We start from the raw sequence: 15,676 nt of genomic DNA on the forward strand, positions 1-15,676 counted from the left end.
CGGGCGGGCGCGTGCGCGGGAAGCGGCAGGAGACCACCATGTCCGAAAAGGGCACCAACCAGCCACGCCTGCGTATCGGTGGCTGGATCTCTCCGCCCGACATGGACGCCGGCTCGACAACGACGGCCCGATCCGGTGACGGGCGGCACTACGGGCCCGGTGAACTGCCGCGACGCAGCGCTGCGTCCCCGGCCCTGCCCCGCATCGTGCTGTCCACCCATGCCCGGCTGACCCGTACCTCTGCCGAGGGCGGCACCGTACCCGGTCCGGTGCGGAGCGGCGACGAGCTTGCCACCGACCTGCTCCCGCCGTTCGGAGGCCCGCATCGCCGGGACGAGGCTGGGGCCGCCGACGTCCGGCGCAAGCTGCTGCTCTGTGGGGTCGCCGTGGTCGCCGTGAGCACCATCGTCGGCGCGACGGCACTGTACGACGGGTCCGCACCCGATCCGGTACGCGGCGAGTTCGCTGCGGCGGTGCCCCGTCCGGACCAGCCCGTCGACGGGCCGCCGATCGGCACGACTGCCCCCGGGGCCGACGGGCCGTCGGGAGCCCCGCCCGTGTCGCCGGGCGCCACCCCGACCACCGACGGCGGCGGTGCCAGCGTGTCCCGTCGGGCCACTGCGGCCCCGACGTCCGCGCATCCCGTTCCCGCCGTGCCGCCGCCGGTGGCGAGTGATCCCGCGCGTCCCTCGTCGACGCCGACGGCGCCGGCCGGCACCGCCCTGACTCCGGGCGCGCGTGTCGGCCTGGAGGTGGCCGCCCTGCCGGGCCGCCGGGTTCGGCACGCCGGCTTTCAGGCCCGCGTCGACGCCGTGGACGCGGGCAGCAGCGCCAGCACGAAGGCCGACGCCGCGTTCGTCGTCCGGACCGGCCTCGCCGGGGCCTGTCTCTCCTTCGAATCGGTCAACTTTCCCGGTCACTACCTGCGGCACCACGAGTTCCGGGTGTTCCTGCACCGCGCCGACGGCAGCGACCTGTTCCGTGCCGATTCGACGTTCTGCCAGGTCACCGGCATCAGCGGTACGCACACGTCGCTGCGCTCCTACAACTACCCGAACCGGTACCTGCGCCACGACGGTCAGCGGCAGATGCAGGTGTCCCCGATCGACGGTGGCGCCTCCTCGTCGTCGGCGACCTTCGTCGCCCGCCCGGCCCTGTGACCTCCCGGGTGGACCCGGCTCCGCGCCGGTAGTAGCCGCCTCCGGCGTCCCGACCGCCGACAGCGCCACGCTCGCGCCTTTCCGCTGACCGGGGTGGCGGAGGTCCGTCGTGCCCGGTCGACGAGACCGGCGGATCGGAGCGGCACCCCCCGGGCCGCCCCGATCCGCCGACCGGTGACCGGTCCGGGCCGTAGGACCGGGACGGTCGGTGGCACGGTGGCCGGCCGGGTGGGGCCGGGCGAACGGTGCGGGAGGCACCACGGCCGTCTCGGGTGCCGTGGCCGTCTGCCCGCGTTCTGCCGATGAGCGTGCCCGTCCGGGCGTCCCAGGCGACAGGGCCCGATGTCCCGACGGCCGGGACATCGGGCCCGATGGCCGCCGTCGGCGCGCCGCCCGACCCGGCCCCTGGCGGTCCACCCGTCGGTATTCGAGGAACGCGAACCCGGTCCTGCTACTGCTAGGCGGCGATCTGTTGCAAGATAGTGGCAACAGCAAAGCTATCGCAGAAAGACGTGGAGGATCTTCCTGATGGCGGTCTACACCCTGCCCGACATGCCCTACGACTACGGCGCACTGGAGCCGGCGATGTCGGGGCAGATCCTGGAGTTGCACCACAGCAAGCACCACGCCGCGTACGTCAAGGGGGCCAACGACGGCCTGGAGCAGCTCGCCGAGGCCCGCGCCAAGGGCGACTTCGGCACGCTGGTCGGCCTGGAGAAGACGTACGCGTTCAACCTGTCGGGACACGTCCTGCACACGATCTTCTGGGGCAACCTGTCGCCGGACGGCGGTGACCGCCCTGACGGTGAGCTGGCGGCGGCGATCGACGAGCACTTCGGCTCGTTCGAGGCGTTCGCCGGCCAGTTGTCGGCGGCGACCAAGAGCGTCCAGGGCTCCGGCTGGGGCGTCCTGGCCTGGGAACCACTCGGGCAGCGGCTGATCGTGGAGCAGGTCTACGACCACCACGGCAACGTCGGGCAGGGCACCACGCCACTGCTGGTCTTCGACGCCTGGGAGCACGCCTACTACCTGCAGTACCGCAACGTGCGACCGGACTACGTAGACCGGCTGTGGAACCTGGTGAACTGGTCGGACGTGATCGCCCGGTTCGACGCCGCCCGCGCTACCACGCCGAAGATCTGACCAGCGTGACCGGCCCTACCCCGGCCGTGGCGGAACTGGTGCAACGCGCCGCCGGGGTGATCGCCGCCAAACACCGTGGTGACCTCGCCGGTGCCGAGGAACTGCTCGCCGCCTTCGACTCCGAGCAGGCCCGAACGCTCGGCTTCTATCTGCTGGCCGACCTCAGCCTCGGACTGCTGCGGACGCAGAGCGGCCAGTCCCTGGACGACCTCGTCCGGGAACTGTCGCTGCTCGTCGCGACCACCGCCGGCCGGCCCGAGACCTGATCGGGGCTCACGGGCTGACACGCCACCGTCGGCCCTGTCCCACGGATACGGGACAGGGCCGACGGGGTGCCCACCTCGGCGGGGCCGCTACGGGCCCGCCGGGTGTCACTGGTGGCTCAGCGTTGCAGGGTGAGGATTCCGGGGCGGTAGGGCAGGAGGCCGTAGTCGCCGCCGGAGTTGGGGGAGCGTCCCTGGTAGAGCAGTTGGAGGTTGCAGGCGTTGACGGTCATGGTCTGGTCGGCGTTGGTGCGCAGCAGCTCACCGTGGCTGATGTCGTTGGTCCAGGTGGCGCCGCTGTTGGCCTTGCCGGCGAAGGGGTTGCTCTCGGTGGCGGCCTGGGGGGTCCAGGTGCCGCCCAGGCTGGTGGCGGTGAACGATCGGAAGTAGCGTCCCTGCGAGCCGATGGCCTCGACGAGCATGAGGTACCGGTTCTCGCCTTCGAGCTTGTAGACCTGCACGCCTTCGAAGAGGTTGTTCGTGGTGTCGGTCATGATCGTCGTGTAGTTCGAGCCGAAGCTGCCGGGGAAGTTGCCGATGGGCATGCTGGCGCGGTAGATGCGGCCGTTGTCTCCGGCGAAGAAGAGGTACATGTTCTGGCTGTCGCCGATGAGTGCCTGGTCGATGGGGCCGGTGCCGGAGTTGGAGATGGATCCGGTGAACAGGGTCTGTGCCGGTCCCCAACTGTTCACGTTCGTCGGGTTGGTCGACGTCCGGTACGAGAACGCCGGGCCGCCCCACTGGTAGGCGAGAACCCAGACGTTGCGCGGTGCGAAGTAGAACAGTGACGGGGCGACGGCGGAGAAGGGCATGGCGTTCTGGCTGGCCGAGCCCATCTGGTTCCAGTTGGAGAACAGGCCGAAGTTCATCGACCCCCAGCTGGTGCCGGTGTCGTGGGTGGTGGCGTAGACGAGCTGCTGACCGTTGTAGGGGGCGTGGGTGAAGTCCTTCAACGACACCCAACCCGCACGCGGCTGCGCCAACGCGCCGGTCGAGGACCACCGGTACGACGACGGCAGACCACACGTACCCGACGGTGGCGGCGTGGTGGGCGTGGTCCCGCCGTCGACGCGGACGAGCTGCCACTGCTGGTTGGTGCCGCCCCAGTCGTCGTACTGCACGATGTTGCCGCCGTCAGCGGTCGAGGCGCCCTGCACCTCCACCGCCTTGTTGCTGTTGCGGTTGATCAGACGGACGTGCCCGCCGTCGGAGTCGGCCAGCCGGAACTGCTGATTGGACCCGTTGCCGTCGGTCCACTGCACGATGTTCCCGCCGTTGGCGGTGGAGAAGTTGTAGACGTCGAGCACCTTGCCCGAGTGCCGGGACTTCAGCCGGTAGTAGCCACCGCCGGAGTCGACGAACTGCCACTGCTGCTGATTGCCGTTGTTCCGGGTCCACTGGGTGATGCGCGCCCCGTCACTCGTGGCCAGGTTGTACACGTCCAGCGCCTTGCCGCTGTTGCGGTTGACCAGCACATACCAGGCGCTGGTGTCGACCGTGGCCGCAGCGGCGGGCGTCGCCAGCACCGCAGCAGCGGCACCACTGACCATCACCGCTGCCACGCCGGCAGCGATGACCCGCGGCAACCACCGGCGCCGCCGCGACGGCGGTGCGATCGATGGAGATCTACCGAAGGCAGACATGATCCTCCTTCAATGACCAACAGATGAACGGTCCACCCGGAGTCGGGTGCACCATGACGCACGGGTCGGACGCGAACGCGGGATGGCAGCGCTAACATGATCGCCGCTTGCCCTGCGCGCGCCCGATCCCAGGTCCGGCGAAGCGGGCTTGCCCGGTAAGCCGCAGGCGCCGTCCTTAGGCATCGACTGTGAGCGATAACATGCCGTTCGTCAAGTCGTAACGTTCCCGACCCGAAAACCCGCGCCGGAGCTGCCGTGCCGACGATCAGGGGTGGACGGGCACGCCGTGCGGGCCGGCGGGATGCGCCTCCGGCGTTCCCGTCATCACGATCTCGGAGAGGCGACCCGCCGTGTCAGCTGTCGAACCAGACGACGAGTCGTACGTGGTCGTCGCCGTGTCGCTCGGCGAGCCCCCGCATGCCGGCCAGCAGCGCGCGCAACTGCGGGTTGCGGCGCAGCACGTCGCCCGTGCGCAGGCGTTCCACCCGCCAGATCCGGTCGGAGGTGCGCCACTGGGTGCCCTCGGGGTAGCTGCTGCCGCGCGGGTCGGCGTGTTCGCCGGCCACCGCGTGCCAGGCGCGCCCGTGATGGCTCGCCTTGCCGACCAGGACCTCTCCGGCGCTCGTCGGCCGGTACTCGTGAATCCGGTCGTCCACCCGGGGCGCACTCGCCGTCCAGTCGATCCGGGCCACCTCTGCCCACGTCACCCAGGTGGAATCGTGGACCGGCTCGACGGTGCGGAGTCGACGCAACTCCGGGCTGGCGTCCTCCGGCAGGCCGCGGCCGGGTGCGACCGGCGTGAAGCCGGCGAGGCCGGCACAACGGTGGCTATCATAATGGCCCGGCGGCGAGCCGATGTGCCTCGCGTCGCCGGCCCGGCCGTGGGTGGGCCGCGAGGGTCCCACGCCGGCCCGGGGCCCGGACGAAGGGGAGTGGCGATGGCGATCAAATCGATTCCGGGCGCTGCCCGCAACACCAGGCAACGGGCCGAGGTCGTCGGGCTGCTCGACGAGTTGACCGAGTTCCGCAGCGCCCAGGGGTTGCACGCCCAGTTGCGGGACCAGAAGGCGTCGGTCGGCCTGACCACCGTCTACCGCACCCTTCAGGCGTTGGTGGACGCGGGCGAGGTCGACACGGTGCGCCTGCCCTCCGGTGAGCAGTTGTACCGTCGGTGCAGCCGGACCCACCACCATCACCTCGTCTGTCGCGAATGCGGTCGCACCGTGGAGGTCGTCGGCCCGGCGGTGGAGGAGTGGGCCGAAGGTGTCGCGGCCCAGCACGGGTTCACCGACCTCAACCACACGCTCGAGATCGTGGGCGTCTGCGCCGACTGCGCGGCCCGGTAGCGCGGATCCTCTCCGGGGGCTGACCGAGGTGGCTCGCCGGACTCCATGGTGGCTTTCCGTGTTCCGGTGTTGACGGGCGGTCACTGGCGTGGTGTGCTCAGTCTAACGAAAGCGATAACCGTGATCGTTAACTGAGGAGGAGCATGTCTCTCACCGTGCCGCCCGACCTGTTGCGGGCCGCCGAGTCCGGTCCCGTCGGAGACGAGGAGTTCGTGGCCTGCGTACGGGAGTCGTTGCCGTACGCCTGGCAGACCGTCAGCCGGGTGGCGGCGGACCTGGCCACCTCCGGCGAGGAGTTCGCCGACAACGTGCTTCCACCGCCCAGCGAGGCGGAGCGGGGGCAGTTGTTGCGGGCACTGGCCAGCGACGCCATCCGGTCCAGCCTGGAGCGTCACTTCGGCGTCAAGCTGGCCTTCCAGAACTGTCACCGGGTCGCGGCCTTCCGGCCGTCGGCGGTCGACTCGGACACCTACCGCCGGTTCGTCTCCACCCGGGGCCAGTTGCTCAACCAGTCGCCCGAGCTGCGTGACTGCTGAGTTCCTCCGCACCCGGCGAGCGGAACGGGGCGTGCACGCGCACCTGTTCCTGCTCGCCGGGCAGCGGCCCGGTGACACCCATGCCGAGGTGCTCGCCGACGCCCACCGGTACGGCCGCGCGGCGGAGGTCGCGGGCTTCGACGGGGTGTGGATGGCCGAGCACCACTTCATCCCCTATGGCGTCTGTCCCTCTGCGGTCGCCTTCGCCGCGCATCTGCTCGGCGCCACCCGGCGCATCGCGGTCGGCACCGCCGCCTGCGTGCTGTCCAACCGGCATCCGGTGGCGCTCGGGGAGGAGGCGGTGCTGCTGCACGAGCTCTCCGGCGGCCGGTTCCGGCTGGGGGTGGGCCGGGGCGGTCCCTGGGTCGACCTGGAGGTCTTCGGCACCGGCCTGGACCGGTTCCGGCACGGCTTCGGCGACTCGGTGGAGCTGCTGCTGCGGTGGCTCTCCGGGGAGCCGACGGTGGCCGGTAACTCGCGCTTCCCGTTCCGGCCGGTGCCGGTGGTGCCGCGACCGCGTAGCCGGGTGCCGCTCTGGGTGGCCGCGACCACCCCGCCCACGGTCGAACTCGCCGCTCGGTACGGACTTCCGCTCCTGCTCGGCCTGCACGCCGACCTGGCCGAGAAGGCGGAACTGGTGGCCCGCCACGCGCGGGTGGCCACCGCGCACGGGCACGATCCCGCCGGCATCCACCATGCCAGCGTCCATCTCGCCCAGGTGGCGACGACCGACGATGCGGCGGCGCGGGCGGTCCGCGCCGGTCTCCCTCCGCTGTTGGCGGGCACCCGGGAGTACGTCCGCCTGGACGGTGCGTCGGGTGGGCGTCGTGATCCGGAGCGCTACGTGGACCGTCTGATCGACATCCACCCGGTCGGCTCGCCCCGTCGCTGCCGGGAGACGGTGGCCCGGGCGGCGGCGCTGCCGGGCGTACGGCATCTGCTGTTCATGGTGGAGGCCGCCGGTGGCAGGGACGCCACGCTCGACACCATCCACCGGCTCGCCGTGGACGTCCTCGACCTGCCCGCCGCGCAGACCGAGCCGGAGGCGGCGTGAGCTGCCGGTGGTAGCGCCCCGTGAGCGAGCCGGCCATTCGCTGACCTGTTTCTGACGCAATCAGCGGGTTGTCCGCGGTGGGTGCCGCACCACCCGTTACCATCGCGCTCATGGAAACGGTTTCCGTTGGCATCAAGGGGTGGTCGCGGTGAAGGTGGCGTTCGTCGGCAAGGGCGGCAGTGGGAAGACGACGCTCACCGCGCTGTACGCGCGCCACCTCGCCGCCACCGGCCGACCAGTGCTGGCGATCGACGCCGACATCAACCAGCACCTCGCGGTCGCCCTCGGCGGGCCGGAGCCCGCCACGGCCCCCGTGCCGCTCGGCGCTCACCTGCCGGCGATCAAGGAGTACCTGCGCGGCGACAACCCGCGGATCGGCTCCGCCGCCGAGATGGTGAAGACCACCCCGCCGGGCCGAGGGTCGCGTCTGCTCCGGGTGGACGAGGAGAACCCGATCTACGCGACCTGCGTGACGCCCGTCGGCGCGGTGCGGCTGGCGGTGACCGGCGAGTTCACCGCCGAGGACCTGGGGGTGGCCTGCTACCACTCCAAGGTGGGTGCGGTGGAGTTGCTGCTCAACCACATGCTCGACGGTCCCGGTGAGTACGTGGTGGTGGACATGACCGCCGGTGCCGACTCGTTCGCCTCGGGGCTGTTCACCCGCTTCGACCGCACCGTGCTGGTCTGTGAGCCGACCGTACGCGGGGTGGGTGTCTACCAGCAGTACGCCGGCTACGCGCGGGACTATGGGGTCGCCCTGTCCGTGATCGGCAACAAGGTCGAGGACGCCGCCGACGTGGAGTTCCTCCGCGAGCACGTGGGTGACGACCTGCTGACCTCGGTCGGACGCTCGGCGTACGTGCGCCGGGCCGAGCGTGGCGTCCTCGGGCCGCTGGACGAGGTGGAGGCGGAGAACCGGGCCGCGCTGGGTCGGCTGGCCGAGGTCGTCGACGCCACCACCCAGGACCGGGCGGCGTTCACCCGCTGGGCCCACGAGTTCCACCGACGTAACGCGGTGGCCTGGGCCAACGACCGCACGGGCGTGGACCTCACCACGCAGATCGACCCGGACTTCCAGATGGGCCCCGCGACGGTCCCCGCCTGAGCGCGGCAGCGGGCGGGTTGTCGGAGGGGCGTGTGAAGATCCTCGCCGTGACCGAATGGATCTACAACGAGCGCCCCGCAGGCGCACGGTTCCTGACCGAGCGCGTCGGGGCACCGGGACGCGACGAGATCGAGGCCGAGATCTGGGCCTGGATCGTGCGCGGAGAAACCGACGCCGACGAGTTCGTGGACTACTTCGACCAGGACGACCAGCGTCACGGCGCCACCGACGAGGAACTGCGCGCGGCGTACGAGGCGGCGGTGGCGGCGCGGCGGGAGCAGCAGCGCGGGTGGGGCGAGGTGAGCGGCAACCTCACTCGCGCCTTCGCTGAACTCGACCGGCGCGGAGTGGTGGCCAGGGAGAACTTCACCTGCTGCGGCACCTGCGCGGCGGGCGAGATCCACGGCGAGCGGGACGACTCCCGGCACTGGCACGGCTACCTCTGGTATCACCAGCAGGACACCGAGTCGCTGATCGACAGCGAGGACGGCCAGGTCTGGCTCGGCTACGGCGCCTATCCGCCGGTGGACTTCGACGAGGCCGCCTACTCCGCACTCTCCGAGGCCGAGCAGCAGGCCGGTTACCAGGCCGACCTGGAGCACTTCCTGGACGACATCGTCTTCCCGGTGCTACGAGAGCACGGTCTGCGGGTGGAGTGGAACCGGAAGCAGTCGCAGCGGATCCGCGTCACCGGCGCCCAGTGGTACGCGTCGGTGCTCTGAGTTCGTCCCGGCCCGCCCCGGCCGGGTTATAGCGACACCGACCTGAACGGGGTGACCGTCGAGGCCGCCGACGCCGAACTGCTCGACACAGTGTGGCGCGAAACCGAGCCGGCCTGACGACGCGTCGTCAGGCCGGCTCGGCCGCTGACGCGTCGCCTCCCGGGGCGGTCGCCCGGTCGAGGATGCGGCGCAGGTTGGCGCCGAAGACGTCCGCCCGCTCGGTGGGGGATAGGTCGTCCAGCCCGACGGGCTCCAGCGTCTGCGCGAACGACACGTGGTCGAGGCTGGGCGGGAAGTCCGAACCCCAGTACAGTCGCCGGCTGCCGAAGCGCTCCAGGAGCAACTCGACGAAGGACCGGGCCACCGCGTGCGGCCAGGCGTGCGGCGGCTCGCTGACCGCGTACAGGCCGGAGACCTTCACCCCGACGTGCGGCAGCCGGGCGAGGTCGAGCAGCGGTGCCAGAGCCTCGGCGGCCTGTTGCGGGGTCGGCGGCACGGGTCGGCTGCCGGGCAGCCCGAGGTGGCTGAACAACACCGGGCACCCGTCGAGGGCGGCGAGCGCGGGGCCGAGCCGCCGGGTGGCGGCCGGGGTCGCGTTGAGGCTGAGCACCGCACCGGCCGTGGTGAGGTCGGCGGCGGACCCGGTCACCCAGTCGGCGAAGCGGTCGGCGGCCTCGGCGTCCGCCAGGTAGGCGGCCAATCCGACGAAGCCCGCCGCCCACCAGCGCGTCAACTGCCCGTCCGCCGGTCCACCTGGTGGAACGTAGGCGACCGGCGCGATCCAGGGATGCCGGGCGGCCAGCCCCGCCAGGTAGTCGTTGTTCCCGGCGAAGCGCGGCTCGCCCTCGTACCCGACCACGAGGGCCCGATCGATGCCGTGCACACGGCGGATGTCCTGATATGCGGCGATCTCCTGGCCGCCCGCCGGGGAGCGTCCGTACCGGCTCGGGTAGCCGTCGGCGAACAGGTGCAGATGGGCGTCAGCGCGGTCCATGGTCACGGACGATAACCCAAATTCTGGCGGGTTATTGACGCGGCCACCCCCCTGACTTAGGTTCTTGTCTCAATTAGGTCCGGATTGCAGGTCGCGAGCGAGGGGTGGGCCGAGTGGCGCGGGGACACGACGGGGTTGATGAGCTGGTACGGCTGAGGCGTCAGCTCCATCGCCACCCCGAGCTGCGGTTTACTGAACACCGTACGGCCGGGACGTTGGCCGAGAAGCTTCAGCCGTTCGGGCGGTTGCGGACCGGTATCGCCGGTACCGGGCTGCTACTCGAACTCAAAGGTCACCTCCCGGGACCGTCGGTCCTTCTTCGGGCCGATATGGATGCCTATCCCGTGCAGGACGCCAAGACCGAGCCGTACGCGTCCACGGCGGCCGGGGTCTGTCACGCCTGCGGACACGACGTGCACATGACGGTCGCCTACGGCACCGTCGCCCGGCTCGCCGCCGATCCGCCGGCCCGGGGCTCGGTGACCGTGCTGTTCCAACCGGCCGAGGAGATCCCGTTCGGCGAGACCTCCGGAGCCGCCGCCGTCCTCGTCGACGAGGCACTGCGTGGCCGGCGCTTCGACGCCGTACTCGGACTGCACTGCTGGCCCGACCTGCCGGTCGGCACACTCGGCGTGGACCGCACCACCGCCATGGCGGCCAAGGACGCGTTCCGCGTCGAGGTCCTCGGCCGGGCCGCGCACGCCGCCACCCCGGCGCTGGGCCGCGACGCCATCCTCGGGCTCAGCGGCATGGTGAACATGCTGCACGCCGCCGTGGCCCGGTCGCGCAACGCCGACGAACTGGTGGCCTTCAACATCGGCACCATCTCCGGCGGTGCCAGCCAGAGCCAGGTCGCCGGATACGCGGAGGCCACCGGCACCCTGCGCACCCTCGACGAGGGCACCCGCGACCGGCTCAAGACGGTCATCGAGCGGGTCGCCCGCCAGCAGGCCGCCGCGCTCGACCTCGGCGTCCGCTTCACCTGGGCCAACGAGATGCCGCCGGTGCGCAACGCGGCCGAACTCGTCGCGCTCGCCCACACCGAGCTGCCCGGCCTGATGCAGGTGACGGACCTCGCGGTGCCGCCGCTGACCACCGACGACTTCGCGCTGCTCGGCGCGCTCGGCCCCAGCCTGTACGTCAAACTCGGCGTCACCGGCGAGCGCGGTGGCGCGCCCCTGCACTCCGGCTCGTTCGACGTCGACGAGCGGTGCCTCGACGTCGGCGTGACCGCCTTCGAACGGCTCACCCGAGCCGTGCTGGACGGCCGACTCACCGCAGGCCCGAACGGCAGCGTTGCGGCGAGCGTACCGGCGCCCGCCGGGCCGGACGCGACCGTCGCGGCGGTGACGGCATGAACCGCGTCGTCAGGTGCGTTGGCCCGACGCCCGTCCAGGACACACCGCGTGGTGGAGGCGCGGCATGACCGCCGCGCCGGAGGTCGCCGTCGTCGGCGCGGGCGCGTTCGGGCTGCGGCACGTCGCCGCCTACCGTTCGCTCGGCGTACCGGTGACCGCGCTGGTCGACCCGGACCCCGAGGTGCGGGACCGGGCCGCCACCGCGTACGGCGTGGCCCGGACCTTCGGCACCGTCGCGGACCTGCTCGCCGCCGGTGCCCCGCAGGCGGCCTCGGTCTGCGTGCCCGGACCCGCCCACCGGGCGGTCGCGGTCGCGCTGCTCGCCGCCGGGGTGCCGGTCCTGGTCGAGAAGCCGCTCGCGGCCACGGTCGCCGACGCCGCCGCGATCGTCGCGGCGGCCCGTACCCACCAGGTCCTCTGCCAGCCCGGACACATCCTGCGCCACAGCGCCCCGCACCGGGCGCTGTACGACGCGGTCCGCGCCGGCCGGCTCGGCCAGGTGCTGGCCGTCTCCTCCCGCCGGGACCGGCCGCGCGCGCTCAGCCGGCTCTTCCCCGACGAGCACCCGGCCCTGCTCACCGCCGTGCACGACGTCGACCTGGCCATCTGGTACGCCCAGTCGCCGGTGGTCGAGGTCCGTGCCACCGCCCGGACCCGACCGGGACCGGCCTCGCCGGTCCTGGTGTGGGCGGAGCTTCGGCACGCCAACGACGTCGTGTCGTCGATCCGCAACAGCTATCTGCTGCCTGACACCACGCCCAACCACACCTCGGACCTGGTCGAGGTGTACGGCACCGACGGGGTCGCCCACGTCGACCTCGGCCACCCCACGCTGCTCGTCCAGGCCGAGCAGACCGAGGCGCCGGACTGGCTGCTCTCGCCGGTCGACGGCGGCGGTGCGCTCGCCGCCGAACTGCGCCACTTCGTCGGTCAGGTGACCGGCACCGAGTCGTCGGCGGTCGTCCCGCTCGCCGACGGACTGCACGTGGTGCAGGTCGCCACGGCCATGGCCGACAGCGCCGCCGCCGGTGGCGAACCCCGTCGGATCTCCCTCGAACCCCTCTCCTGACAGGAGCTTGCGCCGATGTTTCGTCGTAGATTGACCGGCGTCCTCGCCGCCGGTGTGGCCACCGCCGCGATGCTGGCCGGATGCGGGGGCGGTGGCGACGCCGCCGACGGCCCGGTCACCCTCAAGGTGCTCACCTGGGAGCCGGGCGGCTCCGAGTACTGGCAGCAGGTGAAGACCACCTTCGAGGCCAGCCACCAGAACATCAAGCTGGACCTGCAGTCGGTCCCGTTCGACAAGTACCCCGAGGTGCAGGGGCCGTACATCACCTCGCAGTCCGGGCCGGACGTGATGGCCAACAACGCCGGCCTGGAGCTGTTCGACCGGCGGGGCGCGTACGTGCCGCTGGGCGACCGGGCCGCCGAGATCAACAAGGACCTGGTCACCTACAGCGGTGCCTGCGAGGGCTTCGACACCAGCAAGGAATGCTTCGGCGTGCCCTTCTCCTACCAGGGCAACGTCCTGTACTTCAACAAGGACGTGCTGCGCGGCGCCGGGCTGGACCCGGAGAACCCGCCGGCCACCTGGGACGAGTTCGGTGCCGCCTGCGAGGCGATCAAGAACTCCGGCAAGACCTGCCTGGCCCTGGGTCTGTCCGGCACCTTCCCGGCGTACTGGGACTTCCCGGAGATCGCCCGCAACTACCTGACCGAGGACGACGTTCGCGGCCTGCTCGCCGGCACGCTGTCCTGGAAGGACCCGAAGCTGGTCCAGGTCCTGGAGAAGCTCGCCGAGATCACCACCAAGGGCTGGACGAACAAGAACGCCCCGTCGATCACGATGCTGCCCGACGGCGCGGACATCTTCCAGCGCGGTGACGCCGCCTTCGCCGGCACCATCATCTCCGACGCGGTGAACTGGGAGGCGTTCGGCAAGGCACTCGGCGACGACAAGCTCGGCGTCACCCGGTGGCCGGTGATCAACCAGTCCGCGCCGCTGGCCGGCAAGTTCTCCGGCATCGAGGGCGCCGTCTACGGCGTGACGCAGTGGAGCGAGAAGAAGGAAGCCGGCCTGGAGTTCATCACCTGGCTGGCCGGCAAGGAGAACGGCGAGCTGTGGGTGAAGCACGCCAAGGGTCAGCCGCTGAACAAGAACGTCGACCCGGCGTTGCTGCCCTCGTCGCCGGCCTTCAAGAAGATCCAGGAGTTCGTGGCCGAGCCGACCCTGCACGCCGGTGTCATGCTCTCCGGCCCGGAGGCCGACGCGTTGGCCCGAGGCTGGCAGCAGATCACCCTCGGTCAGCTCACCGTCGACAAGTGGGCCGACCAGATGCAGCAGGCGCTGGAGCGCAGCCCGACGAAGAAGCAGGGCAACTAGTCGCACCGGGTGGGGTGGCCGGGCGCCACCCCACCCGCCAGCCTCCGGGGAGGACAGCCCGATGAGCATCTCCACCGCGTCGGCCGCCGATTCGGCCGTCGCGACGAACCCGCCCCCGCCGGCACGCCGCAACCGGCGACCTCGGCACGCCCGGGAATGGTGGCTCGGCGCCCTGCTGGTGCTGCCGGGGATGGCCCTGGCGGTCACCTTCAAACTGGTGCCGCTGATCCGGGGCGTCATCACCAGCTTCGAATCCTCCAGCGGGTTCGGCGACAGCTCGTTCGCCGGCTGGGACAACTACACCCGGATGTTCGACGACCCGGTGGTGCTGGCCAGCTTCCGCAACGCCCTGCTGGTGGTGGCCACCCTGCCGGTCTGGATCGTGCTGCCGCTCGTACTCGCGGTGCTGATCCACCAACGGGCACCGGGCTGGAAGTTCTTCCGGGCCGTCTACTTCGTCCCGTACACCATCGCGCCGATCGTGGTCGGCATCATGTTCCGGCAGATCCTCAGCCCGGACGGACCGATCAACGCCCTGCTGCGCGCCGTCGGGCTGGAACCGCTGGCCATCGAATGGCTCAACGGGCAGAACAGCGCGCTCTTCTCCCTGGTCGCGGTGGCGCTGTGGAGCTTCTTCGGCCTCGGCGTGATGACCTACCTGGCCGGGCTCGCCACCATCCCCGAGGAGGTGCTGGAGGCCGCGTACCTCGACGGGGCCAACTTCTGGCGGCGACTCTTCTCGGTCGTGGTGCCGATGCTGCGTCCCACCGTGGCGTACTGGAGTGTGCTCTGCGCCTCCGGCGTGCTGATCTGGCTGTTCCCGCTGATCTACGCGTTGACCCAGGGCGGCCCCGGCAACGCCACCATGCTCCCCGAGTACCTGGTCTTCCTGACCACCTTCCAGTTCCTCGACCGGGGGTACGGCTCGGCCATCGGCATCGCCCTGTTCGTCTTCGTCGCCGTGTTGTCGATCTTCAGCGTGCGGCACATGTTCAAAGAGGGGACCCGGAAGCCGCGATGAACCGGCGACACTCCGCCCAGATCGGGCGCTACCTGTTGGTCTTTGCGTTGGTGGTGGTCGCGGTGGCGGCGCTCTACCCGCTGCTGTTCACCGTGGTCAGCTCGCTCAAGACCCAGACCGGGTTCGCCCAGGACCCGCTCGGGTTGCCCGCCGGGATCACCTTCGAGAACTACGTCGAGGCGTTCAAGCGGATGAACATGCCCCGACTGCTGCTCAACTCCATCATCACCACGGTCGGTGGCCTGGTGCTGTCGGTGCTGGCCGCGATGCTGATCGCGTACACGGTGACCAAGCTGCGTTTCCGGGGCGGCAAGCTGGTCTTCCTGTTCATCATCATCACCCTGACCATCCCCAGCCAGGCGATCATCTACCCGCTCTACCAGACCGTGCTGGACCTGGGCATGTCCGGGGAGTACCAGGGCCTGATCCTGGCGTACGCGGCCTTCGGCCTGCCGCTGGGCACCTACCAGCTCGCCGGCTACTTCCAGCAGGTGCCCGACGAGCTTATCGAGGCGGCCCGGGTCGACGGGGCCGGACACTTCACCATCCTGTTCCGGCTGCTCGCCCCGATCGCCACACCCGCCCTGGCGGCGCTGGCCATCTTCAACTTCGTCTGGATGTGGAACGACCTGCTGCTGCCACTGGTCATCATGGGCGGCTCGGACTCCAAGACGCTGATGGTCGGCGTCTCCCTGCTCAGCGGCCAGTACGACGTGTCGGTGCCGCTGGTCAGCGCCGGCCTGATCGTGGCCCTGCTCCCGGTGCTCGTCATCTATCTGGTGTTCCAGCGCCAACTCGTCTCCGGTGCGCTCGCCGGCTCCGGCAAGTGAGCACGCCGACCGACCGACCCGACCCGGATACTCCTCAATGTCCGAGCGCGGGTCACCCCGGTCCCGTCCCCGATCCCGGCACCGGATCGGGGGCGGGACCGGCCCGCGGGCCGGGAGT

General features: G+C 71.0%; 16 protein-coding genes. 13 read left to right on the forward strand and 3 right to left on the reverse strand.

All coding sequences use genetic code 11. The features are described 5' to 3' along the window. Window positions 1-38 precede the first annotated feature (38 nt). From ABT008_RS27785 to ABT008_RS27795, 3 genes are all read left to right on the forward strand, one after another. Entirely contained in the window at window positions 39-1,160 is a 1,122-nt protein-coding gene (locus ABT008_RS27785) for an AbfB domain-containing protein (RefSeq protein WP_350699867.1), read from the forward strand. Between the two features lie 528 nt (window positions 1,161-1,688). After that, entirely contained in the window at window positions 1,689-2,303 is a 615-nt protein-coding gene (locus ABT008_RS27790) for a superoxide dismutase (protein ID WP_350699869.1), read from the forward strand. A 5-nt stretch (window positions 2,304-2,308) separates the two neighbouring features. Continuing rightward, entirely contained in the window at window positions 2,309-2,569 is a 261-nt protein-coding gene (locus tag ABT008_RS27795) for a superoxide dismutase (protein ID WP_350699870.1), read from the forward strand. A gap of 116 nt (window positions 2,570-2,685) precedes the next feature. Here ABT008_RS27795 and ABT008_RS27800 read toward each other — a convergent pair whose 3' ends face one another. Continuing rightward, window positions 2,686-4,209, reverse strand: a complete 1,524-nt coding sequence (locus ABT008_RS27800) for a non-reducing end alpha-L-arabinofuranosidase family hydrolase (protein WP_350699872.1) — start codon at window positions 4,207-4,209, stop codon at window positions 2,686-2,688. A gap of 353 nt (window positions 4,210-4,562) precedes the next feature. Next, window positions 4,563-4,916 carry a hypothetical protein gene (locus tag ABT008_RS27805; RefSeq protein WP_350699874.1) on the reverse strand — a complete coding sequence of 118 codons (354 nt, stop codon included), beginning with the start codon at window positions 4,914-4,916 and terminating at the stop codon, window positions 4,563-4,565. Window positions 4,917-5,147: 231 nt separating this feature from the next. On the opposite strand from ABT008_RS27805, the gene ABT008_RS27810 reads away from it, so the two are divergent. The 5 genes from ABT008_RS27810 to ABT008_RS27830 all read left to right on the forward strand — a co-directional run bounded on the left by ABT008_RS27810 (window position 5,148) and on the right by ABT008_RS27830 (window position 8,972). Continuing rightward, window positions 5,148-5,555 (forward strand): Fur family transcriptional regulator, encoded by a 408-nt coding sequence (locus tag ABT008_RS27810; RefSeq protein WP_350699876.1) that lies wholly within the window; start codon window positions 5,148-5,150, stop codon window positions 5,553-5,555. Between the two features lie 143 nt (window positions 5,556-5,698). Further along, window positions 5,699-6,091, forward strand: coding sequence for an SCO5389 family protein (locus ABT008_RS27815; protein ID WP_350699877.1), 393 nt, complete (start codon window positions 5,699-5,701; stop codon window positions 6,089-6,091). Then, window positions 6,081-7,145, forward strand: a complete 1,065-nt coding sequence (locus ABT008_RS27820; protein ID WP_350699878.1) for an LLM class flavin-dependent oxidoreductase — start codon at window positions 6,081-6,083, stop codon at window positions 7,143-7,145. Before ABT008_RS27815 ends, ABT008_RS27820 begins: the two co-directional genes overlap by 11 nt. Before the next feature lie 148 nt (window positions 7,146-7,293). Further along, window positions 7,294-8,250, forward strand: a complete 957-nt coding sequence (locus ABT008_RS27825) for an ATP-binding protein (protein ID WP_350699879.1) — start codon at window positions 7,294-7,296, stop codon at window positions 8,248-8,250. A 47-nt stretch (window positions 8,251-8,297) separates the two neighbouring features. Then, the gene (locus ABT008_RS27830; RefSeq protein ID WP_350699881.1) at window positions 8,298-8,972 is read left to right on the forward strand and encodes a DUF6891 domain-containing protein; all 675 of its coding nucleotides are present in this window, start codon (window positions 8,298-8,300) and stop codon (window positions 8,970-8,972) included. Between the two features lie 127 nt (window positions 8,973-9,099). Here the strand turns inward: ABT008_RS27830 and ABT008_RS27835 are convergent, their stop codons facing one another. After that, window positions 9,100-9,966 (reverse strand): amidohydrolase family protein, encoded by an 867-nt coding sequence (locus tag ABT008_RS27835; RefSeq protein ID WP_350699882.1) that lies wholly within the window; start codon window positions 9,964-9,966, stop codon window positions 9,100-9,102. Between the two features lie 113 nt (window positions 9,967-10,079). Here ABT008_RS27835 and ABT008_RS27840 point away from each other — a divergent pair, with 113 nt between their 5' ends. From ABT008_RS27840 to ABT008_RS27860, 5 genes are all read left to right on the forward strand, one after another. Then, window positions 10,080-11,324 carry a M20 metallopeptidase family protein gene (locus tag ABT008_RS27840; RefSeq protein WP_350699884.1) on the forward strand — a complete coding sequence of 415 codons (1,245 nt, stop codon included), beginning with the start codon at window positions 10,080-10,082 and terminating at the stop codon, window positions 11,322-11,324. A gap of 64 nt (window positions 11,325-11,388) precedes the next feature. Next, window positions 11,389-12,393 (forward strand): Gfo/Idh/MocA family protein, encoded by a 1,005-nt coding sequence (locus ABT008_RS27845; RefSeq protein ID WP_350699886.1) that lies wholly within the window; start codon window positions 11,389-11,391, stop codon window positions 12,391-12,393. Between the two features lie 15 nt (window positions 12,394-12,408). Beyond that, complete coding sequence (locus tag ABT008_RS27850; protein WP_350699888.1) at window positions 12,409-13,707, forward strand: ABC transporter substrate-binding protein; 1,299 nt, start codon at window positions 12,409-12,411, stop codon at window positions 13,705-13,707. Window positions 13,708-13,768: 61 nt separating this feature from the next. Further along, a complete protein-coding gene (locus ABT008_RS27855) occupies window positions 13,769-14,728 on the forward strand; it encodes a carbohydrate ABC transporter permease (RefSeq protein WP_350699890.1) in 960 nt (319 codons plus the stop codon). Beyond that, window positions 14,725-15,558 (forward strand): carbohydrate ABC transporter permease, encoded by an 834-nt coding sequence (locus ABT008_RS27860; RefSeq protein WP_350699892.1) that lies wholly within the window; start codon window positions 14,725-14,727, stop codon window positions 15,556-15,558. The genes ABT008_RS27855 and ABT008_RS27860 overlap by 4 nt, the downstream gene beginning before the upstream one ends. Window positions 15,559-15,676 lie beyond the last annotated feature (118 nt).

Origin of the sequence: Micromonospora sp. NPDC002389 (assembly GCF_040296095.1) — a bacterium.
GTDB lineage: Bacteria > Actinomycetota > Actinomycetes > Mycobacteriales > Micromonosporaceae > Micromonospora.